At 71.5% G+C, this 20,600-nt stretch carries 17 protein-coding genes, 1 pseudogene and 1 riboswitch; of the genes and pseudogenes, 8 read left to right on the forward strand and 10 right to left on the reverse strand.

All coding sequences use genetic code 11. The features are described 5' to 3' along the window. Nucleotides 1–276: 276 nt before the first annotated feature. Nucleotides 277–984: a TetR/AcrR family transcriptional regulator gene (locus tag ACWD12_RS36845; RefSeq protein ID WP_450103267.1), complete on the reverse strand. Its 708-nt coding sequence runs from the start codon at nt 982–984 to the stop codon at nt 277–279. Between the two features lie 514 nt (nt 985–1,498). Here ACWD12_RS36845 and ACWD12_RS36850 point away from each other — a divergent pair. Continuing rightward, entirely contained in the window at nt 1,499–3,115 is a 1,617-nt protein-coding gene (locus tag ACWD12_RS36850) for a SpoIIE family protein phosphatase (RefSeq protein WP_358357493.1), read from the forward strand. A 37-nt stretch (nt 3,116–3,152) separates the two neighbouring features. Here ACWD12_RS36850 and ACWD12_RS36855 read toward each other — a convergent pair whose 3' ends face one another. Continuing rightward, a complete protein-coding gene (locus ACWD12_RS36855; protein WP_450103268.1) occupies nt 3,153–4,547 on the reverse strand; it encodes an MFS transporter in 1,395 nt (464 codons plus the stop codon). Nucleotides 4,548–4,779: 232 nt separating this feature from the next. Between ACWD12_RS36855 and ACWD12_RS36860 the strand changes: the two genes are divergently transcribed. Next, the gene (locus ACWD12_RS36860; RefSeq protein ID WP_450103269.1) at nt 4,780–5,430 is read left to right on the forward strand and encodes a MarR family winged helix-turn-helix transcriptional regulator; all 651 of its coding nucleotides are present in this window, start codon (nt 4,780–4,782) and stop codon (nt 5,428–5,430) included. A 182-nt stretch (nt 5,431–5,612) separates the two neighbouring features. On the opposite strand, the gene ACWD12_RS36865 is transcribed toward ACWD12_RS36860, so the two are convergent. The 6 genes from ACWD12_RS36865 to ACWD12_RS36890 form a co-directional block, all read right to left on the reverse strand. Beyond that, on the reverse strand, nt 5,613–6,032 hold the full coding sequence (locus ACWD12_RS36865) for a hypothetical protein (protein WP_450103270.1): 420 nt from the start codon (nt 6,030–6,032) through the stop codon (nt 5,613–5,615). A gap of 113 nt (nt 6,033–6,145) precedes the next feature. Continuing rightward, nucleotides 6,146–7,489 carry an ATP-binding protein gene (locus tag ACWD12_RS36870; protein WP_435839108.1) on the reverse strand — a complete coding sequence of 448 codons (1,344 nt, stop codon included), beginning with the start codon at nt 7,487–7,489 and terminating at the stop codon, nt 6,146–6,148. 16 nt (nt 7,490–7,505) lie between these two features. Further along, nucleotides 7,506–9,017, reverse strand: a complete 1,512-nt coding sequence (locus ACWD12_RS36875) for an SCO6880 family protein (RefSeq protein WP_358357482.1) — start codon at nt 9,015–9,017, stop codon at nt 7,506–7,508. Nucleotides 9,018–9,019: 2 nt separating this feature from the next. Continuing rightward, the gene (locus ACWD12_RS36880) at nt 9,020–10,183 is read right to left on the reverse strand and encodes a hypothetical protein (protein ID WP_450103271.1); all 1,164 of its coding nucleotides are present in this window, start codon (nt 10,181–10,183) and stop codon (nt 9,020–9,022) included. Between the two features lie 271 nt (nt 10,184–10,454). Continuing rightward, a complete protein-coding gene (locus ACWD12_RS36885; RefSeq protein ID WP_450103272.1) occupies nt 10,455–11,240 on the reverse strand; it encodes a hypothetical protein in 786 nt (261 codons plus the stop codon). Between the two features lie 189 nt (nt 11,241–11,429). Next, nucleotides 11,430–11,738, reverse strand: coding sequence for a hypothetical protein (locus ACWD12_RS36890; protein ID WP_450103305.1), 309 nt, complete (start codon nt 11,736–11,738; stop codon nt 11,430–11,432). A 316-nt stretch (nt 11,739–12,054) separates the two neighbouring features. Here ACWD12_RS36890 and ACWD12_RS36895 point away from each other — a divergent pair. Continuing rightward, nucleotides 12,055–13,044: pseudogene (locus ACWD12_RS36895) on the forward strand (NlpC/P60 family protein); the annotation flags it as partial. 433 nt (nt 13,045–13,477) lie between these two features. Here the strand turns inward: ACWD12_RS36895 and ACWD12_RS36900 are convergent. Next, nucleotides 13,478–14,872, reverse strand: coding sequence for a transglycosylase family protein (locus ACWD12_RS36900; RefSeq protein WP_450103273.1), 1,395 nt, complete (start codon nt 14,870–14,872; stop codon nt 13,478–13,480). 3 nt (nt 14,873–14,875) lie between these two features. Continuing rightward, nucleotides 14,876–15,055: riboswitch (cyclic di-AMP (ydaO/yuaA leader) on the reverse strand. A gap of 519 nt (nt 15,056–15,574) precedes the next feature. On the opposite strand from ACWD12_RS36900, the gene ACWD12_RS36905 reads away from it, so the two are divergent. The 5 genes from ACWD12_RS36905 to ACWD12_RS36925 all read left to right on the forward strand — a co-directional run bounded on the left by ACWD12_RS36905 (nt 15,575) and on the right by ACWD12_RS36925 (nt 19,928). Beyond that, the gene (locus ACWD12_RS36905) at nt 15,575–16,228 is read left to right on the forward strand and encodes a phosphatase PAP2 family protein (protein ID WP_358352087.1); all 654 of its coding nucleotides are present in this window, start codon (nt 15,575–15,577) and stop codon (nt 16,226–16,228) included. A gap of 288 nt (nt 16,229–16,516) precedes the next feature. Further along, entirely contained in the window at nt 16,517–17,347 is an 831-nt protein-coding gene (locus ACWD12_RS36910; protein ID WP_450103274.1) for a hypothetical protein, read from the forward strand. 129 nt (nt 17,348–17,476) lie between these two features. Further along, nucleotides 17,477–18,238 carry a GntR family transcriptional regulator gene (locus ACWD12_RS36915; RefSeq protein ID WP_450103275.1) on the forward strand — a complete coding sequence of 254 codons (762 nt, stop codon included), beginning with the start codon at nt 17,477–17,479 and terminating at the stop codon, nt 18,236–18,238. A 268-nt stretch (nt 18,239–18,506) separates the two neighbouring features. Next, entirely contained in the window at nt 18,507–19,370 is an 864-nt protein-coding gene (locus ACWD12_RS36920) for a hypothetical protein (protein ID WP_450103276.1), read from the forward strand. A 318-nt stretch (nt 19,371–19,688) separates the two neighbouring features. Beyond that, complete coding sequence (locus tag ACWD12_RS36925) at nt 19,689–19,928, forward strand: hypothetical protein (protein WP_450103277.1); 240 nt, start codon at nt 19,689–19,691, stop codon at nt 19,926–19,928. Between the two features lie 109 nt (nt 19,929–20,037). Here ACWD12_RS36925 and ACWD12_RS36930 read toward each other — a convergent pair whose 3' ends face one another. Further along, complete coding sequence (locus ACWD12_RS36930; RefSeq protein WP_358352074.1) at nt 20,038–20,412, reverse strand: metal-sensitive transcriptional regulator; 375 nt, start codon at nt 20,410–20,412, stop codon at nt 20,038–20,040. Nucleotides 20,413–20,600 lie beyond the last annotated feature (188 nt).

The raw sequence follows: 20,600 nt of genomic DNA on the forward strand, positions 1-20,600 counted from the left end.
CGCCCCCCCCGCCTGCGGACGGGGGGGGGCGCGGCCTCTCGCCCGGCTGTCCGGGCGTGCAATTCCGGCGCGACTGGTCGGTGCGGATCGGCTCGGGTCGGGCTGGTACAGGAGTGTTCTGAGGTTTTCCGAGTCTTCCGAAGTGCCTGGAGTTTCAGGAGTTGTTCCGTGGGGTCCCGGCGTGGTACGCCGCGGCCCGGTTGCCGGGCCGGGCCGCGCGAGGCGGGGCGGGGCCCCGGCCGGTGCGCCGCAAGACGGGGCGCGACCGGCGTAGCGTCAGCGCGGCCCGCCGCGCAGGAACAAGGTGTCGAGCTCGTCCTGGGTGAAGGGCCTGCCCGGCAGCGGTGACGGCCGGTCCGCGCGCAGGCCGTCCAGGACTACCTCCAGGTAGCGGGCGGCGACCGTGAGCCGCTGCGCCTTGGGCAGCCCGGGCGGCGGCAGGAGGCAGGACAGCAGGAGCGAGATGTCGGCGTCCGACACGTCGTCGCGCAGGTACCCCTCGTCCTTCGCCCGGTCGACCAGCAGACAGACCGCCTCGTTCAGCGCCGTACGGCCGTTGCGCATCTCCTCGGTCACCGGGACCCGCCCGCTGAGCGCCGGGAAGAGCCGCCCCGCCCCGGAGGCGACCGCGCGCCGCAGGTAGCGGTTGAGGGCGGCCCACGCGTCCGGCTCCTCGGCCAGTGCGGCCACGGCCTCGCCGGTCAGCCGCGCGGTCTCGGTGATCATGATGCGCTGGACCAGCGACTCCTTGCCGGAGAACCGCCGGTAGATGGTGCCGACGCCGACGCCCGCACGGCGGGCTATCTCCTCCATCGGCGCGTCGTAGCCCAACTCGCCGAACACCTCGCGCGCGGCGCGCAGCACCTGTTCGAGGTTGCGGCGCGCGTCGGTGCGCAACTGTGTGGTGGATTCCGGATCGGCGGTGCCCGGCGGCGCGGCGATCGCGGTGCGCCCGCGCTGCGGCCGTCGGGCCGAGGGGATCACGGCGGCGTGAGCTCCCGCCGACCTCCCCGCGGTGTCCCGATCCCGTGCCAGATCGTTGGTATATGTACGCGAAGCGCCCATTTGCTTCCCCCGAAGGCAAGTGTTCGTGTCCCAGCCCGGACCGCTCAGTCATTGCCAGTTCGCCGAGCGTACCCGACCTCATCTCGGCCCAGAAGCGGAATCCGACGTAACGGTTGTGGAGGAACCGTGTGGTGTTGACGCTGAGTCAGCGATGCCATGCTCTCGGGGTCCCCGCGCGACACTGCGTCGACATGCACCCGTCGGGCCTTGGGGCCGCGCGGGCGCCGTGTGACCGGGGTCACGCACCGGGTACGCAGCGGCACTCCGGCCACCGCGGACAATGCGGGCACCGCGCCGGAGAGTCCCCCGAACGGGGGGTCGGGCGCGGCGTCGCGATTCCCCTGTGGCCGAGTTTCGCCCACACTGGTGATGTCACTTGAGGTAAACCTCACGGCACATAGTGTGAATAACTCATCCATCAGGAAGCAGGCGGTTGAACATCACTCGGTGGGGCGCCCGACTGTCCGGTGACCGGCGGCGATCCGTGCCCGCGGCACGGATGCAGGACCGCATCGACACCTTCTCGCTGCGGGAGGTGCTGGCGCACGCGCCCGCGCTCATCGCGGTCACCCGGGGGCCCGCACACGAACTCGCGTACGTCAACGAGGCCTACCGGGAGGTCTTCGGGCCCCGCCGGATCGGCCTCCCCGCGCGCGACATCCTCCCCGAACTCGCCGACCACGGGCTGCTGGCGCTCATGGACCAGGTCTACCGGACGGGACGCGGGCGCACCGTCCGGGCCCGGCGCGTGGACCACCACGCCGCCGCCTACCCCGGCATGCCGGAGAGCGAGCGGCGGCACGGCTACTACACGTTCGTCTGCACCCCGGTGCGCGCGGAGGGCACCCAGAGCGGCGGCCGGTCGGTACGCGGCGTCCTGGTCTTCGCCGTCGACGTGACCGACCAGGTGCAGGCCACCGACCGGCTGCGGGAGAGCGAGCGGCGGCACCGGCAGGCGGCGGTCACGCTGCAGCGCAGCCTGCTGCCGCAGCGCCTGGAGAACCCGGACGACCTGCGCGTCGCGGTGCGCTACCTGCCCGGCGGCGCGGACGCGGCGGTCGGCGGGGACTGGTACGACGTCATCACCCTCGGCGCCGGGCGTACCGCGCTCGTGATCGGCGACGTCATGGGCCGCGGCGTGCGCGCGGCCGCGGTCATGGGGCAACTGCGGACCGCGGTACGGGCGTACGCGCGCCTCGACCTGCCCCCGCACGAGGTGCTGCAACTCCTCGACGGCCTCGCGATGGAGATCGACGCGACGCAGATCGCGACCTGCGTCTACGCCGTGCACGACCCCAGCGAAGGGGTGCTCACCTATTCCACCGCGGGCCACCTGCCGCCACTCGTACGCGACCCCGAAGGACGCGTGCACCGGCTGGACGACGCGCTGGGGCCGCCGCTGGGCACCGGGGGGAGTTGGCCGCACACCTCGGGCAGCGTCCCGCTGGAGCCGGGTTCGACGGTGGTCTTCTACACGGACGGCCTCGTCGAACGCCGGGGCGAGGACATCGACCGGGGGATCGACGACCTCGCGGGCGCGCTGGACGTGGCGACCGGTTCGCCGGAGGCGGTGCGCGACCGCCTGGTGGAGCACATGCGCCTGCCGGTCGAGCACGACGACGACGTGGCCGTGCTGGTGCTGCAACTGCCCAAGCACGAGGGACGCGAGGCGACCCTGTTCCGCACGGCGTCGCTCGACCTCCTGGGCGGGCACGAAGTCGCGGCCCGGGCCCGGGCGTTCACGTCGGGGGTGCTGGCCAGTTGGCAGGTCGGCGAGGAGCTGCGGGAGTCCGGGGTGCTCGCGGTCAGCGAGTTCGTCGCCAACGCGCTGACCCACGGGGCGGCGCCGATGCGGCTGCGGCTGCGCCGCACCGACCGGCGGCTGATCGTCGAGGTGTCGGACGCGGACGACCACGTGCCGCGCCGGCGGCGGGCGGCGGCCGACGACGAGAACGGGCGCGGTGTCGCGATCGTGGCGACCATCGCCAGCTCCTGGGGGTCGCGGCTGACCGCCACCGGCAAGACGGTGTGGTGCGAGTTCCTGCTGTGAGGCGGCGGGAGGCCTGCGCCTCCCGCCGCTTCGGGGATCAGACCGCGGCCGGGACGGGGGCCGCGGCGCGGGCCGGCACCTCGGCCGGTTCGGCCGGGGACTCCGCCGGGCGCCGCACCGGCGCCTGATCCGGGGCCTGCACCGTGGGCGGCGAGGCCGCTTCGGGCCCGGTCTTCACCGGGATCTCGACCGGCACCGACGACGCGACCAGCACGCCGTTCTGCACCGGGCTGAGCTTGCCGCCCATCCGGACGCCGAGGACCGTGACGAGCAGCGAGCAGACCATCAGCGAAGCCACGTACGGCCCGTAGGCCCCCGAGCCGACCATCAGCCCCGCGAACGCCGGGCCGGCCGCCATCGCCAGCTGCTTCACCAGCGACTGCGCCGCGTTGTACTGCCCGAGCAGGTGCGCCGGCGCGAGGTCGGCGACCATCGGGCCGAGGGTCGGCGCGAGCAGGCTCTCGCCGACACCGAGCAGCGCGTACGTCGTGATGATGGTGACCGCCGCGAGCACCGCGTTGCTGTGTACCAGGCCGGACACCGCCGTGACCATCCAGGCGACCAGCCACACCAGGCCGGTCGCCGCGATCACCGTGCTGCGGCGGCGCCGCGAGGTGATCTTCAGGACGGTGAGCTGGCCCAGCACGATGACCGCGGTGTTGGCGGCCAGCGCCACGCCGAGCATGCTCGGCGAGATGTGGCTGACCTCGGTCGCGAACGCGGCCAGGCCGGATTCGAACTGCCCGTAGCACGTGAAGAAGATCAGCGCGCTGACCACGCACAGGCGGACCATCGCCTTGTTGCGCAGCAGGTGCCGCCAGCCCGCGCCGGACCCGGCGGCCGCGTGCGCGCCCTCGAACTTCGGGGCCGCGGGCACCCGAGCGGTGCCGACCACGGCACCGAGCACCAGGAACATCGCGGTCTCCATCGCGAACAGCACGGTGAAGCTCGCCGGGCGCGACGGATCGACGATGAGGCCGCCGATCAGACCGCCGATGCCCAGGCCCAGGTTGTTGAAGGTGAACTGCAGCGCGAACGCGCGGGCGCGCGTCATCGCGGTGGTGCAGCGCACGATCATCGTCGCGAGCGCGGGCTGGATCGCCGCGATGCCGGCCCCGAGCAGGGCGGCGCCGAGCATGACCGTCGTCGCGTCGGTCGCGAGCCCGAGCGTCAGGGAGCCGGCGCCGGCCACGACGGCCCCGGCGACCGCGACCGGGCGCGGTCCGCGCCGGTCGATCGCCGGGCCGACGAACGGCAGGACGACGAGGGCGGCGACCGCGAGGACGCTGAACATGAGCCCGGCCTGACCGGCGGTCATGTCGCGCACCCGCGTCACGTAGACGAAGAGGAAAGGAACGGTGAACCCGCTGCCGAACGCACTGAGCGCGTTCCCCAGCTGGATCCGACGGAGCGCCGTGTTGGTCGCCACCACACACCTCCTGACTGTCGTGTGCGCGGGTACGGCCGTTCCGGACCCGCTCGGGGGAGTCCCGCAGACGCGCGTCCGGGCGCAACCCGACGAAAACCGTCGCACCGGCCGGAATGGCGGGGCGACGGCTCTTGGGGGTGTTCGGAACTTGAGTCTGAAGACTTCAGAACTAAACTATACGCACCTGAAGTGTTTCTGTCTAACGACTTAAGCCGGTGCGGGTATGCTGCACGCCATGGAGTCGGACACAGAGTCGGGCCAGGACCGGCCGACGACCGCGGAGCCGCCGGAGCCCTCCGAGCAGCCCGAGCGCCCCGAGACGCCCGAACCGTCCGAGCAGCCGGAAACGTCCGAGCCGGTGCTGCCGGAGTCCGACCTGGAAGCCCACCTTGCGGTCTTCCAGCGCGAGTTCCCCGAGGTCGACCCGCAGGTCGAGATCATCGTCGCGGCGCTGTTCCGGCTGCACCGGCGCATGTCGGTCGCGTACAGCCGCCAGCTGACCGCCCTCGGCATCACCAACGCCGAGTGGGAGGTCCTGCGCGCGCTCGTGCTCGTGGGGGCGCCCTACCGGCTCAGCCCCGGCGAGCTGGCCCGGAGCCTCGGGCTCACGCCGGCCGCCATGACGCACCGCATCGACCGCATGGTCACCGACGAGCTGGTGACCCGGACGCGGGACGAGAACAACCGGGTGCGCGTCATCATCGAGCTGACCGACGCCGGCCGGGACATGTGGGTGCGGGTCGTCCGCGAGGCGGCGGGTTTCGAGGCCGCGCTGCTGCAGGACCTCGGCACCAGGCAGCGCGACGCGCTCGCGGAGGGGCTGCGGCGCATGCTCGCCCGCATCGAGGAGACCCAGCCGGACGGAACGGGCCGTACGGACGGCTGAGGCGCGCGACGCGCGGACACCGCGGGGAAGTTGGTGGGTCGAGCCGACCGGCGGGTGACCGTACGGCCACGCGGCGGCCGACTCGGCCACGGTACGTAGAGCGTTCCCCGTCGGAGAACCGACGATTCCGGTTGAGCGGCCCGGTTCACCCGAAGGTGTGCTTTCATCGCAGATTCGGCGCGTCACAAGGCTTTTCCGGGTGGCCCGCCCTCTGCCGGCGGGCGCTTCCCGGAGTCCCGGTGCACCGCCTGACGCAGCGTCAGGCGCAGCCATATCCACAGCGCGAAGCCCGCGAGGAACAGCACGAACAGGAGCATCGCGCCGAACACGATCCAGAACGTCGACGCGGGCGGCAGCGCCTCCGGCGGCGTGTCCGGCCACGCGGCGGCCACATCGCCCGGCTCCGCGGTCAGTTCGCGGATCGCCGTACCGGAGCGGGAGAACCGGACGTTGTCCGGCCACTCCTGATGCGACACGAGGCCCGCGAGCCCCGTGGACAGCCACGTGGTCGCGGTCGCCCCGACCAGCAGCACCAGCACCCCGATCAGCGCGCCGTCGGGTATGCCCCGCTGCGGCGCCCGCCGCGGCCCCTCCTGCGCCATACGCCTCCCCTGTACGAGCCGGTGCGGCCGGTACGACCCGTGCGACCGGTCCGACCGCCGGCAGGCCTCCGTACGTGCTCGCCCCGCCTACGGGCCGCAGTACCCCCCGGCCCTCAGGCCGCGGGGTCGCCCGCCAGCGCGGCTTCCGCCCGCACCCGTTCCTCGACCGCGTCCTCGGTCATCGCCCGGTCCGTGTAGACCATCGGCCGCTCGGTGTCGGTGATCAGGTGCTTGACCACCTGCACGTTGCCGTTGACGTCCCACACCGCGATGCCCGGCGTCAGCGTCGGGATGATCTCCACGGCCCAGCGCGGCAACCCGAGCACCTTGCCGGTTGCGCGCGCCTCCTCGGCCTTCTGCATGTAGATCGTGCGCGTCGACGCCATCTTCAGGATCGCCGCGGCCTCCTTCGCCGCCGCGCCGTCCACCACGTCGGACAAGTGGTGCACCACCGCGACGAACGAAAGCCCCAGCCGCCGCCCGAACTTCAGCAGCCGCTGGAACAGCTGCGCGACGAACGGGCTGTTGATGATGTGCCACGCCTCCTCCACCAGGAAGATGCGCTTGACCCGGTCCGGCCGGATCCACGTGTGCTCCAGCCACACTCCCACGATCGCCATCAGGATCGGCATCGCGATCGAGTTCCGGTCGATGTGCGACAGGTCGAAGATGATGAGCGGCGCGTCGAGGTCGATGCCGGTCGTGGTCGGCCCCTCGAACATGTTCTTCAGGTCGCCGTCCACCAGCCGGTCGAGCACCAGCGCGACGTCCAGGCCCCAGATCCGCACGTCGGCGAGATCCAGGCTCAGCAGGTCCGCCGACTCCTTGGTCGGGTTGCGCAGCGCGTCGACGACGTCGGGGAGTATCGGCTGGCGGTCCTTGACGGTGCGCACGACGTGCACGTGTGCGGCCTTCAGCGCGTATCCGGCCCGCTCCTCCAGCGGGCGGCCCATCGCCACCTCGATGATCGTGCGCAGCAGCGCCAGCTGGCCGGTGGAGGTGATGGCGGGGTCGAGCGGATTGAGGCGTACGCCGTTGCTGCCCAGGTCCGTCGGGTCCAGCCGCACCGGCTGGATGCCCAGTGCCTCCGCGATGTGGTTCCATTCGCCGACGCCGTCCTCGCCCTGGGCGTCCAGGACCACCACCTGGCGGTCGCGGAAGCGCAGCTGGCGCAGCACGTACGTCTTCTCCAGCGCCGACTTGCCGTTGCCCGACTCGCCGAGCACGAGCCAGTGCGGGGCGGGCAGTTGCTGGCCGTACAGCTGGAACGGGTCGTAGACGTAGCCCTTGCCGGAGTACACCTCGCGGCCGATGATCACCCCGGAGTCGCCGAGCCCCGGCGCCGCCGTCGGCAGGTACACCGCCTGCGCCTGGCCCGTCGACGTGCGCACGGGAAGCCGCTGCGTCTCGGGCCTGCCGAACAGGAAGCTCGAGAACCCCTCGGTCAGTAGCGACATGATGCCGGTCAAGGCGTCACCTCCTGATGCCGGTCGCGAACGGGAGCGTGTTCACGAACGCCCGGTGCTGCTCGCGGTCGCACCACTCCAGTTTGAGGAAGCACTTGCCCGCCGACGCACGGATCGTCCGCTTGTCACGGGCCAGTTGCTCGGGATCGCGCGAGGACACCGTGATGTAGCCGACCAGGTTCACCCCGGCCGCGCCACCCGCGAGGTCCTCGCCGCGCTGGTCCACCCGGCCGGTGTGGGCCAGGTCGCGCGGGTCGACCGTACGGTTCATCTTGGCCGCACGCGCCGCGTCGGCGTCGTCGTTGGTCTTCTCGGTCAGCATGCGCTCGATCGCGATGTCGGTCGGCTCCAGGTCCATCGTGACCGCGACCGTCCGGATCACGTCCGGCGTGTGCACCAGCAGCGGAGCCAGGAAGTTCACGCCGACCGGGGTCAGCGGCCACTCCTTGACCCACGCGGTCGCGTGGCACCACGGCCGCGAGGTGTCCGACTCGCGGGTCTTGGCCTGGAGGTAGTTGGGGTGCGTCGCGTCCAGTTCGGCGGGCCAGGCATACCGCGCGCGCATGCCGTCGAACTGGTCGATCTGGTGCTCCGGGTCGTACATCGAATGGATCAGCGACGCGAGCCGGGCCTCGTTCATCGGCTGCCGCACCCGGATGTCCGCCTCGGCCAGCCGCGCACACACGTCCGTCAGTTCGCGGGCCATGACGATGCCGAGGCCCTTGTCACCCTTGCCCATCACCGACGACTCGGCCGCCAGGTCGCGGTTGTAGTGCATGCAGGCGATCAGGTACGCGCGGTGCTGCTCGCTCGACGTCGACACCATCGACTGGAGCTGGTCGTACGAATCCTTCACCCACCGCGGGGCGTTGTGGTCGCCGCGCCGGGCCACGTCCTTCGCGTGCGCGTCGGGGTCGGCGGGCATCGTCCGCGCCAGGATCTGAAGCCGCGTCACGAAGCCGTCCCCGTTGGCGACATGCTTCAGCAGCGTGCCGAACCGCTCGACCAGCGCCTCCTGGTCCTCCGAGTCGCGCAGGCCCACGCCGGGGCCCTCGATCTCGATGGCGGCGGTGACCGTACGCCGCTCCAGGTGCATCAGCACCGCGAGCTCATCCGGCCCGAACGGCACGCTCGTCCACGTCAGCCGGCCGATGCCGGGCGGCGAACCGACCGCCACCCCGGCGCCGTCCAGGCGCGTGCCGGCCTCCATCACCGCCGAGCGGTAGCGGGCCCCGCGCTTGAGCGTGCGCTTGTAGTTCCGATTGATCTCGAACCACTTGTAGAACGTGCGCTGCTTGTACGGCATGTAGACCGCCGCGAAGGCGATCAGCGGAAAACCGGCGAGGCCGACGATCCGCACCACCAGTACCGGTACGAGCAGGCCCCACAGCAACCCGAGGCCGCCGCCCGCGATGATCAGGAAGATCTCGCCCGGCTCGCGATTCTTGCCGATGACGGCCGTCGGCTTGGCCTTGCCGATGAGGAACGTGCGGCGTCGGTGGATGGGCTGTGTGGTCATGGTCAAGCCTCGTTCCCGGTCCTGGCATGCGGCGTGTTGCCCGGGCTTGCCGGGGGTGGTGCCGCGGAGGCGGCCCCCGTACCGCCGCCACCGCGCTGGCCGTGCGCCGCGATGCCCGAGGACACCGCGGCTCCCGCCGCGGCCGGAGCCGGTTGGCCCCCGCCGCCTTGACCGCGCCCCGCGTGCGCGCGGATCCCCTGCTTCATGAAGTTCGCGGGTCCGCTCACCATCCCCGCCGCGCCCGAACCGGTCAACGCACGGCGGCTGCTGTGCAACTGCGCCATGTCGTCACCCAGGTTCGGCACGAAACGGTAGATCAACACACTCGCGAAGATCGACAACACCATGATGGCCAGCCCGCTCAACACCGCCGAAAACGCGTCCTGCCGACCACCGTTCGGTCCGCCGTTCGACGATACGGCGGTGGCCAGGCCCAACACGATCACGACGACCGGTTTCGCGAGCAGCACGGCCACCATGATTCCCGCCCAACGCCGGACATGGTGCCACATCGCCTTGTCGACCAAGCCGGAATACACGGCAGTTCCCAGCATCGCGCCCACGTACAGCATCGCCGCACGGATCAGCAGCTCGATCCACAGCACCGCCGCGGCGGCCATCGACAACATCGACACGAAGATCAGCATCACCGGACCGCCGCCCAAACCGGCGTTCGGATCAAGGGCCTTCGCGAACCCGCCGAGGAACCGGTCGGTGTCCTGCTGCGTACCGGACGCGATCGCGGCCGTCAGCCCGTCGGTCAACGACACCGCCAGATACAGCGTCAGCGGCGTGAACGCCGACGCGGTCACCGCCAGCCACAGGTACCCGACCGCCTCGGTGATCGCCGTCGTGATCGACGCCCCGCGCACGGCGCGCTTGGCGACGGCGAGCATCCACAGCAGCAGGGTCAGGAACGTCGACGCCGCGAAGACCACCGCGTACTGCCGCAGGAACCCCGCATTCGTGAAGTCCACCTGCGTCGTGTCGTTCACGGCATGGGCCAGCTGATTGAGGATCCACGTCGCGGCGTCCGCACACCCCTTCGCGATCGCCCCGAGCGGATCCGCGACAAACCCCGCCGTCTGCACCGGATTCCCCGGCACCCCCACGGACGCACCCGCGTCCCCACTCTGGCAGTACGTCTTCGCCGGTCCCGTCAACATGTCGCAGTACGCCTGCGCCTGCCCCCCTTGCGGCGGCCCAGACGACGTCACCGGCGCGGCGGGCACACCAGCCCCCGGAACCGCCGGCGCCGCCGGAGCCCCAGGCGACGGCACAGCCGCCCCCAGCGCCGCCGTCCCCCCACCCACCACCCCCGCAGCCGCCACCCCCACAAGCACCAAACCACGACGCAGGAAGGGAAAAGGAGACCGCACGGACAACAGGGGAGCGGAGCTTGAACCCTGGGACTCGGTGGGGAGTTGACGGCGCGGACTAACGTGCATAGCGAAGTTCCTCGAAGTCCCTGACCGCTTGCGCGATCTCCTCCGCACCCGACGCGCCTTGCAGGCCGCTGACCGGGGTCGGCCCCTCCTTCTGGCTGAAGTCGACGAGCTTCCAGTCGCCGTCCGCCCAGGACAGCCGCATCGTCGTCGTGGTCCACGCTTCGGTGACCGGCTTGGTGGAGCCCGCTCCGGCGAGTCCGATCAGCCCGGCCCCCCATACCTCGACGGTCGCGGAATCGGGCGTGTAAGCCGCCACCTTGGTGCCGACGGGCAGGGCACGGCAGACGAAGGTGAGGCCCTTCGGGGCGTTGCCCTCCGCGTCCAGGCCGAACAGGGTGTTCTGCGCCGCGAAGGCGCCGTCCGCGCGGGTCAGCAGTCCGTCCTTCGCGGTGGGCGCGGCAAGGGCGGAGATCACGGCCCGCCGGGAGGCGGGCTTGAACATCGCGGAAGAGCCGTATGCGGTGGAGTAGTTGGCCGCGGCGGACTGCGCGCCCTCGCGAGTGTGCGCGTACCCGACCGGCACGCCTGACAGGGCTCCGGACGGCGGAGCGCCTGTGGTGGTGGTAGCGCTCTGCGAGCTGCCGGCGTTCTCGGTCCCGGAGGGCGTGTCGCCGCCGCCGCGCCGGCTCGCGTACGCGAGCGTCAGCACGACCACCATGATCACGACGACGACGCCGATCCCGGACAACACGGGATTGCGCCGCCGCGCGGGGACGCCGACGGCGTCAGGGCGCGGCGGCAGCAGGGTCCGAGTCCGCGGCAACTCGTCACTCATGCGCGGACCCCTCCCCGCGCGGCGGAATCCGCAGGTAATTCACTCCGGTCTGACGAGAAATATCCGGTCTTCCCGATTTCCACCGAAAGGGAATGCGATCTTCGGGCATACGTCGCACTTTGGGAGTTATGCGGGCAGGCGTACGCCACGTGAGCCACCTCGAGTCGGCAAATTCGGGAGGGCCCGGTCCTAGATCGCCATCCCGTAGATGATCGTGAAGAGGGTGCCCAGTGATCCGATGATGAACACGCCGGTGAGTCCGGCGATGATCAGTCCCTTGCCCTGCTCGGCACTGAACGTGTCGCGCAAGGCCGTTGCCCCTATCCGCTGCTTCGCCGCGCCCCAGATGGCGATGGCGAGGCAGAGGAGGATCGCCACGGCCATCACGACCTGGACCATGGTGCGCGCTTCGGCGCCGAGCTTTCCGAAAGGCCCCCAGTCCGGGGCAATCCCACCGATGATCGTATTGATGTCGCCGTTGCCTGCACCTAGATACATGCCGCTCACCGCCCCCGATTGGGCTTCTCGAATTGCCCCCGCCGGGTGGAGCGGGGGCTCTTTGTCACTCGATTATTCTGTCCTGACGACACCGTTCGGGCCACCACCCCCGAGAGACGGCTCGCTCACTGTGTGTATCACGGGTGATTGCGCAGAGCAATCATGGCGCGCACAATGACGGGAGCACGACGCGTGCGCGGTCCCTGCCCGTCGCCGCACCCCCGCAGGTTCCCGCCGGAGTAGCGGCTGGTCCCATGTTGTCCCGGATGGTGTCCCGTTTCCATGAGGTCCTTCCCCGCGCGACCCCCGACCGCGCATGCGTAAGGCACGGATTGCCGTCGGGATCGCCGTCGCGGTCCCGTTCGGCTTCGTCGGCCTGCTCGCCGCCGCGGTAGGCGGGATGTCCGGAACTCCCGCCCCCGCAGGCGGTTCCGGGCAGGTGGCGCTCGCGCCCGGGACGGTGCCCGCCGCGTACCAGGGTGCCATTGAACAGTGGGGCCGGCTCTGCCCGGAGATCTCCCCGGCGCTGCTCGCCGCGCAGCTCTACCAGGAGAGCGGGTTCGACCCGAAGGTGGTCAGCCCGGTCGGTGCGCAGGGCATCGCGCAGTTCATGCCCGGGACTTGGCCCCAGTGGTCGACGGACGGCGACGGCGACGGCCGCCGTGACCCCTTCGACGCCGACGACGCGATCCCCTCGGCCGCGAAGTACGACTGCGCGCTGTCGAAGTCGATCGCCTCCGTGCCGGGGGACCGGACGAACAACATGCTCGCCGCGTACAACGCCGGCGCGTACCGCGTCATCCAGTACAAGGGGATCCCGCCGTACAAGGAGACGCGCAACTACGTCAAGAACATCCGCTCCCTGGAGCAGAGCTTCGGCGCGGTGAAGGCCCCGTTGCCGCCGTCGGTTCTCGCGGTCGGGGCCATCGAGTTCGCGCAGTCGAAGCTCGGTACGCCCTACCTCTGGGGCGGTGAGGGCACGGCCGCCCACCGGGGCCGGTTCGACTGCTCGGGCCTCACCCAGGCGGCGTACCAGAAGGTCGGCATCAAGCTCCCGCGCGTCGCGAACGACCAGTGGAACGCGGGCCGGCACCCAGCCAGGGCCGAACTGCTGCCCGGGGACCTGGTGTTCTTCGCGTACGACCTCAAGGATCCGCGCAGCATCCACCACGTGGGGATCTACGTCGGCGGCGGCACGATGATCCACGCGCCCTACACGGGCGAGGTCATCCGCTTCGGCAAGATCGACAAGCCCGACTACATCGGTGCCACACGGGTGACCCCCGAGGGGGCGGAGGCCCTGCCGGTACGCGGCGGCCCGGTCGTCGCCAACGTCGCCGGAACGGCGGGGGCAGGTGCACCCCGTACGTCCTTCTCCGACACGACCCCCGCGCCGCCCACCCCCACCCCCGCACCGGCAACCCCCTCGCCGACAGCCCCCGCACCGAGCCAACCACCGGCGCAGGCGCCCCCGCGTCCCGGTGCGCCGACGACCAGCCGCCCGGCCCCCGGCAAGCAGCCGCCGCCCTCCAGGCCCACCACGTCCCCACCGCCCACCCGTGCCCCCGCCGCGGCCCCTGTGCGCCCGTAGCGGCTCCCGGCGACGCCCATCCCCCACAACAGGCCGCCACCCGCCCGAAAACGCCGCAGGCCCCGGACCGTGGGGTCCGGGGCCTGCGGCGTGGTGCCTCTACCGCGTCACTGCGATGTCAGTTCGACCGATCGCGAGGATCAGTGGATCAGACGTTGACGCCGTGGGCGCGGAGGTAGGTGATCGGGTTGATGTCCGAGCCGTAGTTCGGGCCGGTGCGCACCTCGAAGTGCAGGTGCGGGCCGGTCGAGTTGCCGGTCGAGCCGACGAGGCCGACCTGCTGGCCGGTCGAGACCTTCTGGCCGACCGAGACGGAGATCTTCGACATGTGGCCGTACTGCGTGTAGCGGCCGTCGGCGTGCTTGATGACGACCTCGTTGCCGTACGCGCCGCCCCAGCCCGCGGAGACCACGGTGCCGGAGGTGACGGCGCTGACCTTGGTGCCGGCCGACGCGCGGAAGTCCTCACCGGTGTGGCCGTTCGACCACATGGAGCCCGAGCGGCCGTACGAGCCGCTCGCCGCACCCGGAACGGGGCGGACGTAGCCGGACGACGACGCCTCGGTCGACGACGAGTTGCCGGTCGACGGCTTGGCGGCGCTCGAGTTCGTGTTGGAGCTCGTGCTCGGCTTGGTGGTCTCGCTCTTGGCGGGGGCCTTGTCCTCGGTCAGCTTCGCGCCCGAGGGCTTCGTGGACGAGGAGGACGCCGACGGGGCCGGAGCCGGCTTCGCCGGGGTGTCCTCGGTCAGCTTCGCCGGGGCCGGGGCCGCGGTGGACTGGCCGCCCAGGGCCAGCTTCTGGCCCGGGAAGATCAGGTTCGGGTTGCCGCCGACGACGCCGCGGTTGAGGTCGTACAGCTTCTGCCAGCCGCCGGTGACGTCGTGCGCCCGGGCGATCTTGAACAGGGTGTCGCCGACGACGACCGTGTAGTCGGCCTTGGCGGTGCTCGCGGACGGCGCGGGGGTCGCCGGCTTGGTCGGGGCCTGCTGCGTCTTCGCCTCGGGCTGCGCGGCCGGCTTGGGGGCGGCGGCCTTGGCGTCCTCGGTGAGCTTCGCACCCGAGGGCTGCTGCGCGGCGGGCTTCGGCGCGGTCTGCGTCGAGGTCTTGCCCTGGGTCTGCGAGGACCCGTTGGACGAGCCGGTGTCGATCGAGGGGGCGCCGCTGTTCTTGGTCAGGCCCGCCTTGACGGAGCAGACCGGCCAGGCGCCGGGGCCCTGGCCCGCGAGCACCTTCTCGGCGATCGCGATCTGCTGGTCCTTGGTGGCCAGGTCGGCGCGCGCGGCGTACTGCGTGCCGCCGAACTCGCGCCAGGTGGAGTTGGTGAACTGCAGCCCACCGTAGAAGCCGTTGCCGGTGTTGATGGACCAGTTGCCGGTGCTCTCGCACTGGGCGACCTTGTCCCAGGTGCTCACCGACGCGGCGGAGGCGGTGGTCGCCCCGATGATCGGGGCGGCGATCGCGGCACCGGTGACACCGGCGGCGACGGCGATGCGCGAGGTCGTGGACAGACGGGTACGGCGATGACGCCCGGTTCCGGACAGCATGAAGCGTTTCCTCTCCTACGCCTGCGAGGTGAGCTGTCGGATTCGGGCTGGAGTTGCCCGGCCGCCCGCGGCGACCCCGGTCGAAGGGTCACTGGTACGGCTTCACCCCTAGCCGTCCTGGTTTGTCACCAGTCCGGCGCGTTACACCTGGTTCCCCCGCTTCTGCCGTGGCTGCTTCTCAGCTGTCCCGTCCCGACCGGCGGCAGAACTAGGCGTTCCGGTGAGAGGGGTCGGTGTGGGGACCGACGCGGAGCACGTTAGGCAGACAGATCCTGAGATCACAAGCGACTCATCGTAAGAACAGGTTTACGTCCGTTTTGTGGTGGGCAAGACGTCACTCCTTGTCACTTTTGGACGGCCGAAGGTGTCCGAATTCCTACCTTCGGTACCGCTCCACTGACCGTTTGTGAAAAACCACCACGCTTCGCGCACGGACGGTGATCGAACGTCAAATCGGTGTGACCTGGCCGACATTCCGAAGGCAAGATCCGAAATGTCCGACATGGGGCTTTGTTCGGCAGGTCATCGGCGCGCATCTCCTTCGATCGGATGACCTGACGGGCACTCTGCCATCATTCGTCCGGATTATCCGGTCGGCCGAGCTCCCTCTCAGGGCCCCAATCAGGGGAATCCCCGCGGTTCGGGAACCGCGCAGACCTCCCAAGCGTGATCTTGAAGGACGAATTCTCGGGAGGTCCTGCCGTGTCCGTGTACGCCTTGCCCGCCGCGGCCGAGCCCGCGGTGCCCCTCGCCGCCGGAGACAACATCGACGTCGATGTCCTCCAGGGCGTCAACGGCCTCGCCGAGGACACCACATGGGCGCACGGCTTCATGGAGTTCATGGGGGAGTACGGCCTCCTCGCGATCCTCGCCGGACTCCTCGGCATCGCGTGGTTCCGGGCCCGCCGGCGTCCCGACCACGACGTCGCCGTCGCCGGGCTCATCTGGGCGCCGATCGCCGCCCTGCTCGCCGAGGTGGCCAACATGCCGCTGCGCGAATGGGTCGACCGGCCCCGCCCCTTCCTGACCCACCCCGACGTCACGGTCCTCGTGCAGGGCAAGGACGACCCGTCCTTCGCCTCCGACCACGCCCTGCTGACGATGTCCCTGGCGATCGCCCTGCTGCTGGTCGACCGGAGGCTCGGCGCTATTGCCGTCCTCGTCGCCGTCCTTCAGGGGTTCGCCCGCCTCTATGTAGGGGTCCACTACCCCACGGACATCCTGGGTGGCTTCGCGCTCGGCGCTCTCGTCGCGCTCGCGCTGTCGCCGCTGGCCCTGCGTGCCCTGCTGCCGGTCGTACGCCGGGTCGAGACCACACCGCTGCGCCCGCTGGTCGTCGCGGAGCCGACCGGCTGACCCACCGCTCGCACCGTCCCGCCGCACACCGCACACCGCGCGCCTGCACGCCGCCCGCAGCCCATCGCGCCCGACGTGGCGTACCCCGCCCTCGACGAGCCACCGCCCGCAAGGGTCAAGATTCCCGAAACCGGGCCCAACCGCGCGCCCTCGGTGCCAGACTCACCCGCGTCCGGTCATCGGATCATCATCCGAGGCGTCACCCCTCCGCGCCGTTTCCCCGGACAGTCGCTCCTGCGCGGCCACCGTCCCGTGGCGCGCGCACTCCACGACGAGGGGTCCACAGCCGTGTCCGCACCGACATCCGCACGCCGCCGTACGCACCGGGCAACCGCCAAGCCCACCCCCGCCGCCGGCCGCGCCGGCACCCGCACCACCACCACCCGTAGCCGTACCCGTACCCGCGCCGCCACCCGCATCTCCGCCGCCGCAATCGTCCCGGCCGCCGCGCTGGCCGCCCTCCTCGCGGGCGCGGCCCCCGCGCAGGCCGCCACAACCCCGGCGCCGACCACACCGCCCCCTGCCGCCATCGCCGCAGCCGCAGAGCCGACGGGCCGGGCCGACGGCCAGGAGCAGGCGGAGCGTGTGGAAGCCGCGCTCCGCGAGGTCGTCGACCTCCAACTCCTCCAGCCCACCTGCGGCGAACGCGGCGCGCTCACCGTCGCCGCCCTCCAGGCGCTGCGCACGATCGGCGTCGAGGTCAAGTCCACCGGACTGCCCAAGATCGACCTCGGGCCGCTCGGCTGGATCGGCATCGGCTCGCAATACCCCGGACGCGCCGTCGCCCTCGAACTCCACCTGCTCCCCGCCGGACCCATACCGGTGAATCTGACGGTCGGCGAGAAGGCGTGCCCGTCGCGCCCCGGAACGCCCGGGCCGCGCACCCCGGAACCGCCTTCGACGGCGACCGCGACGCCCGTCGCGCCCACCTCCGCACCGCCCGCGACCCGTCCTGCCGCGTCCGTGCCCAGCACGAGCCCGCAGCCTTCCGCGCAGCCCGAACTCGCCCGTACCGGCGGCGGATCGCCGACGTGGCCGTTCCTCGTCTCGGGTGCGGGACTGCTCGCCGCGGGCGGTACGACCGCCGTCGTCGCCGCGCGCCGCCGCCGAGCCGGCTGACCCGCCACCCGCGAAGCTGCGCCGTACGCACGCAGTTGGGTACGGTCTGGTGGAGGCGCTCCGGCCCCGGCCGCGCGGCGCCTCCACGGCGGGAACCGCACGCCGTGTCACGGAGGGACTTGAAGCGGCATGGACGAGGCGGGCACGGGGGACAGGGTCGACCCCGGGGCCGAACCAGGCGCCGATCCGGGAGCAGACGCCGCACGCCTGGGCGAACGCCTGAGCCTGCGCGAGCAGGTGGCCCGCGCGATCCGCGCGGCGCTGATCGCCGGCGACATGCGCCCCGGCGTCGTCTACTCGGCGCCCGGCCTCGCCACCCGCTTTGGTGTCTCGGCGACGCCGGTACGCGAGGCCCTGCTCGACCTCGCCAAGGACGGCCTCGTGGAACCCGTGCGCAACAAGGGGTTCCGGGTCCGGGCGCTGTCCGCGCAGGACGCCGAGGAGATCCACCGCCTGCGCCGCCTCCTCGAGGTGCCGACGGTCGCCGAGATCGCCCGCGCCGGTTGTCCCGACGCGCTGCCGACCCTCCGCGCGCTCGCCGACGACATAGTCGCCGCCGCGAAGCGCGGGGACGCGCTCGAGTACGTCGCCGCCGACCAGCGGTTCCACACCTGCCTGTTGCAGCTGTCCGGCAACATGCGTCTGGTCCGCATCGTGGTCGAACTGCGGTCCCAGGCGCGCCTTTACCGCCTGCGCACGCTGCTGGAGCGGGGCGAGGTCGGCCAGGCCGCGGACGAACACCACGAGTTGCTGGACCTGATCGAGGCCCGCGACCCGGACGCCGTCACGCAGTTGATGGAGCGTCACCTCATCTGGACCCGCCGCATGGAGCCCGAGGAACTGGCCGGGCTGCCCGAGTCGCACGCGGCCGTCGGCCCCGGCGCCTCCTGACCGGCAGCCCAACGTCCAAATGCCGCACGCCTGACCACTCCAGCGCCCGATCCGGCCCCAGCGCCGACCACCCCGACGCCCGACCGCCCCACGGCGTCGACGCGCGCATTCGGAGATCCGCCGACATCGGTCCGTCCGGAGGAATTTCCCGTCACGCACCCGTGTCCCCGCGCCCCGCCGCTCGTTGCGTCCCTTGAGCGGTGCCGCGCCTCTCGTGCGCGCACCCGCGCCGACGTCGGGTGCAAGCGTCCGCTTTGGGAGTCGTGGGATGAAGTTCCGGATCGTGCTGACCGGTGCGTGTGTGGGCGCCGTGGGGCTGACCGGGTGCGGCGGGGACACGGGCGACAACGTCCGGCCCGCCGGCGCCGCCGGCTCGGCCGAGGCGGTCGCCGCGGTGCGCGCCGCCGCCGCGACGACCGTCAACGCGGGCAGTTCGCGTACGCGGACCACCATGACCATGCAGTCCGGCGACCGCACCGTGGTGCTGACCGGCGAGGGGTTGTTCGACTACCGCCGCCGCATCGGCACGGTGAGCCTCCAGGTCCCCAAGGACTCCGGGATCACCGGCCCGCTGCAGGAGATCCTCACGCCCGAGGCGCTCTACATGAAGAACGCCGCCCCCGGCGTACCGCCCGACAAGTGGGTGCGGATCGATGTGGCGGGTCTGGCCGACGGCAACCTGCTGAGCGGCGGCAGCGCCGACCCGACGACGTCGTTCGAGATACTGCGCGGCGTCAACGACGACGTGGTGCTGGTCGGCACCGAGAAGTTCGGCAACGACCAAGTGCGGCACTACAAGGGGACGCTCGACCTCAAGAAGGCGCACGACGAGACCCCGCCGAATCTCCGTGCGCCGCTTGCCGCCGCGCTCAAGAGCTTCGCGAGCCCGACGATCCCCTTCGAGGTGTACCTCGACGACCAGGGCCGGCTGCGCAAGGTCCAGGAGGAGTTCAACCTCGCCTCCGAGGGCGGCAAAGGCAAGGACAAGAGCCAGACCGCGAAGGTGATCTCGGCCGCGGAACTGTTCGACTTCGGCGTCTCCGTCGACGTGCAGCCACCCCGGCCCGAGGACTTGTACGTCGCCCCCGCCACGCCCGCCGCCCCCGTCGTCCCCCCGACACGCAAGCCCTGACGTCGCGTCAGCTCGGTCTTGTCGCTGCCTTGCCGTCGTCCGCCCGCGCCGTCATTCGCCGCACTCCGCCGCGAACACCCTTGCCGCGCACGGTTCCTGTCCGGCATGCCGCCGTGCCCACGCGACGCCCGGACCACAGGCCTGGACCACCCGCGCGCGCCGGTGGCGCGCCGCCCGGCGAGCCAGCGCGCCCCCGGGCGTGGGCGGTGCGCAAATGGCCCATGCGTGTCATGCGCTCCCGCCCGGCGGTGCCTAGGCTGGGTGCGCCCGGACGGGCGGACGTTCCCGCCCGCCGGAGCGAACGAGGAGGTGGTGTGGGTGACACCGTTCTCTGATGTGCGCGTGCACGACCTCGTGGTGTTCGACGAGATCGAACTCTACGGAGAACTGATCATCGCGGCGTCGCAGAGCGAAGGCCCGCTGACCCAGGCGGAGATCGACGCGGTCCTGGGCATCGGCAGCACGGCACACCCGACCACCCGCGCGGTGCCGTGGGCACTGCCCGTGGAGGAGCGCCCGTCCGGCGGGGAGACCCGCGGCGGTCGTACGCGCGGCTGACGGTCGGCCCCGGCACCGACCGCACCGCACGGCGCCACGCCCGGGCCAAGGCCCTCGCCCGAGAGCAGCGCGGGACTACCCAAGGACTACCCCGGCACTACCCGCGGGACTACGACCGGACCAGGCGCGCGATCGCCTGCGACGCTTCCTTGACCTTGGCGTCCGCCTCGGGCCCGCCCTGTTCGACGGCGTGCGCGACACAATGGGCGAGGTGCTCCTCGAGCATGCTGAGTGCGAACGCCTGCAGGGCCTTGGTGGCCGCGGAGACCTGGGTGAGCACGTCGATGCAGTACTCGTCCTCGGAGACCATGCGCTGGAGACCGCGCACCTGGCCCTCGACGCGGCGCAGGCGCTTGAGGTGCTCGTCCTTGCGCGGGCTGTAGCCGTGTCCGGCGTGCTTGTGGCCCTTGCCGTGGTCCGCCCCCTCCTGAGGGCTGGGACCGGTGCCGGGGCCCGTGGCGTGGGTTTCGACCGTGGTGTCCATGCGCCAAATTTACCCCCGGGGGGTATTTTCGGCAAGCATGCCGTGCCAATACCGCACTATTCGCCCTGACCATCGGACTGCGGCCACGCGTGCCTCAAGCGCGCGATACCCATCCCACACCCTGCACCCGCCGGGCGCGCGGCCGATGTGACATGGACTACATGATCTCCCCGAGGGGAACCACGTGA

It is taken from the genome of Streptodolium elevatio, assembly GCF_053592165.1.

What these genes read in the sequence shown, in the direction of transcription:
- ACWD12_RS36920 (WP_450103276.1), top strand. Translation starts at nt 18,507, where the DNA reads ATGAAGTTCCGGATCGTGCTGACCGGTGCGTGTGTGGGCGCCGTGGGG.
- ACWD12_RS36885 (WP_450103272.1), bottom strand. Translation starts at nt 11,240, where the DNA reads ATGAGTGACGAGTTGCCGCGGACTCGGACCCTGCTGCCGCCGCGCCCT.
- ACWD12_RS36865 (WP_450103270.1), bottom strand. Translation starts at nt 6,032, where the DNA reads ATGGCGCAGGAGGGGCCGCGGCGGGCGCCGCAGCGGGGCATACCCGAC.
- ACWD12_RS36860 (WP_450103269.1), top strand. Translation starts at nt 4,780, where the DNA reads ATGGAGTCGGACACAGAGTCGGGCCAGGACCGGCCGACGACCGCGGAG.
- ACWD12_RS36870 (WP_435839108.1), bottom strand. Translation starts at nt 7,489, where the DNA reads ATGTCGCTACTGACCGAGGGGTTCTCGAGCTTCCTGTTCGGCAGGCCC.
- ACWD12_RS36900 (WP_450103273.1), bottom strand. Translation starts at nt 14,872, where the DNA reads ATGCTGTCCGGAACCGGGCGTCATCGCCGTACCCGTCTGTCCACGACC.
- ACWD12_RS36915 (WP_450103275.1), top strand. Translation starts at nt 17,477, where the DNA reads ATGGACGAGGCGGGCACGGGGGACAGGGTCGACCCCGGGGCCGAACCA.
- ACWD12_RS36890 (WP_450103305.1), bottom strand. Translation starts at nt 11,738, where the DNA reads ATGTATCTAGGTGCAGGCAACGGCGACATCAATACGATCATCGGTGGG.
- ACWD12_RS36930 (WP_358352074.1), bottom strand. Translation starts at nt 20,412, where the DNA reads ATGGACACCACGGTCGAAACCCACGCCACGGGCCCCGGCACCGGTCCC.
- ACWD12_RS36880 (WP_450103271.1), bottom strand. Translation starts at nt 10,183, where the DNA reads ATGTTGACGGGACCGGCGAAGACGTACTGCCAGAGTGGGGACGCGGGT.
- ACWD12_RS36875 (WP_358357482.1), bottom strand. Translation starts at nt 9,017, where the DNA reads ATGACCACACAGCCCATCCACCGACGCCGCACGTTCCTCATCGGCAAG.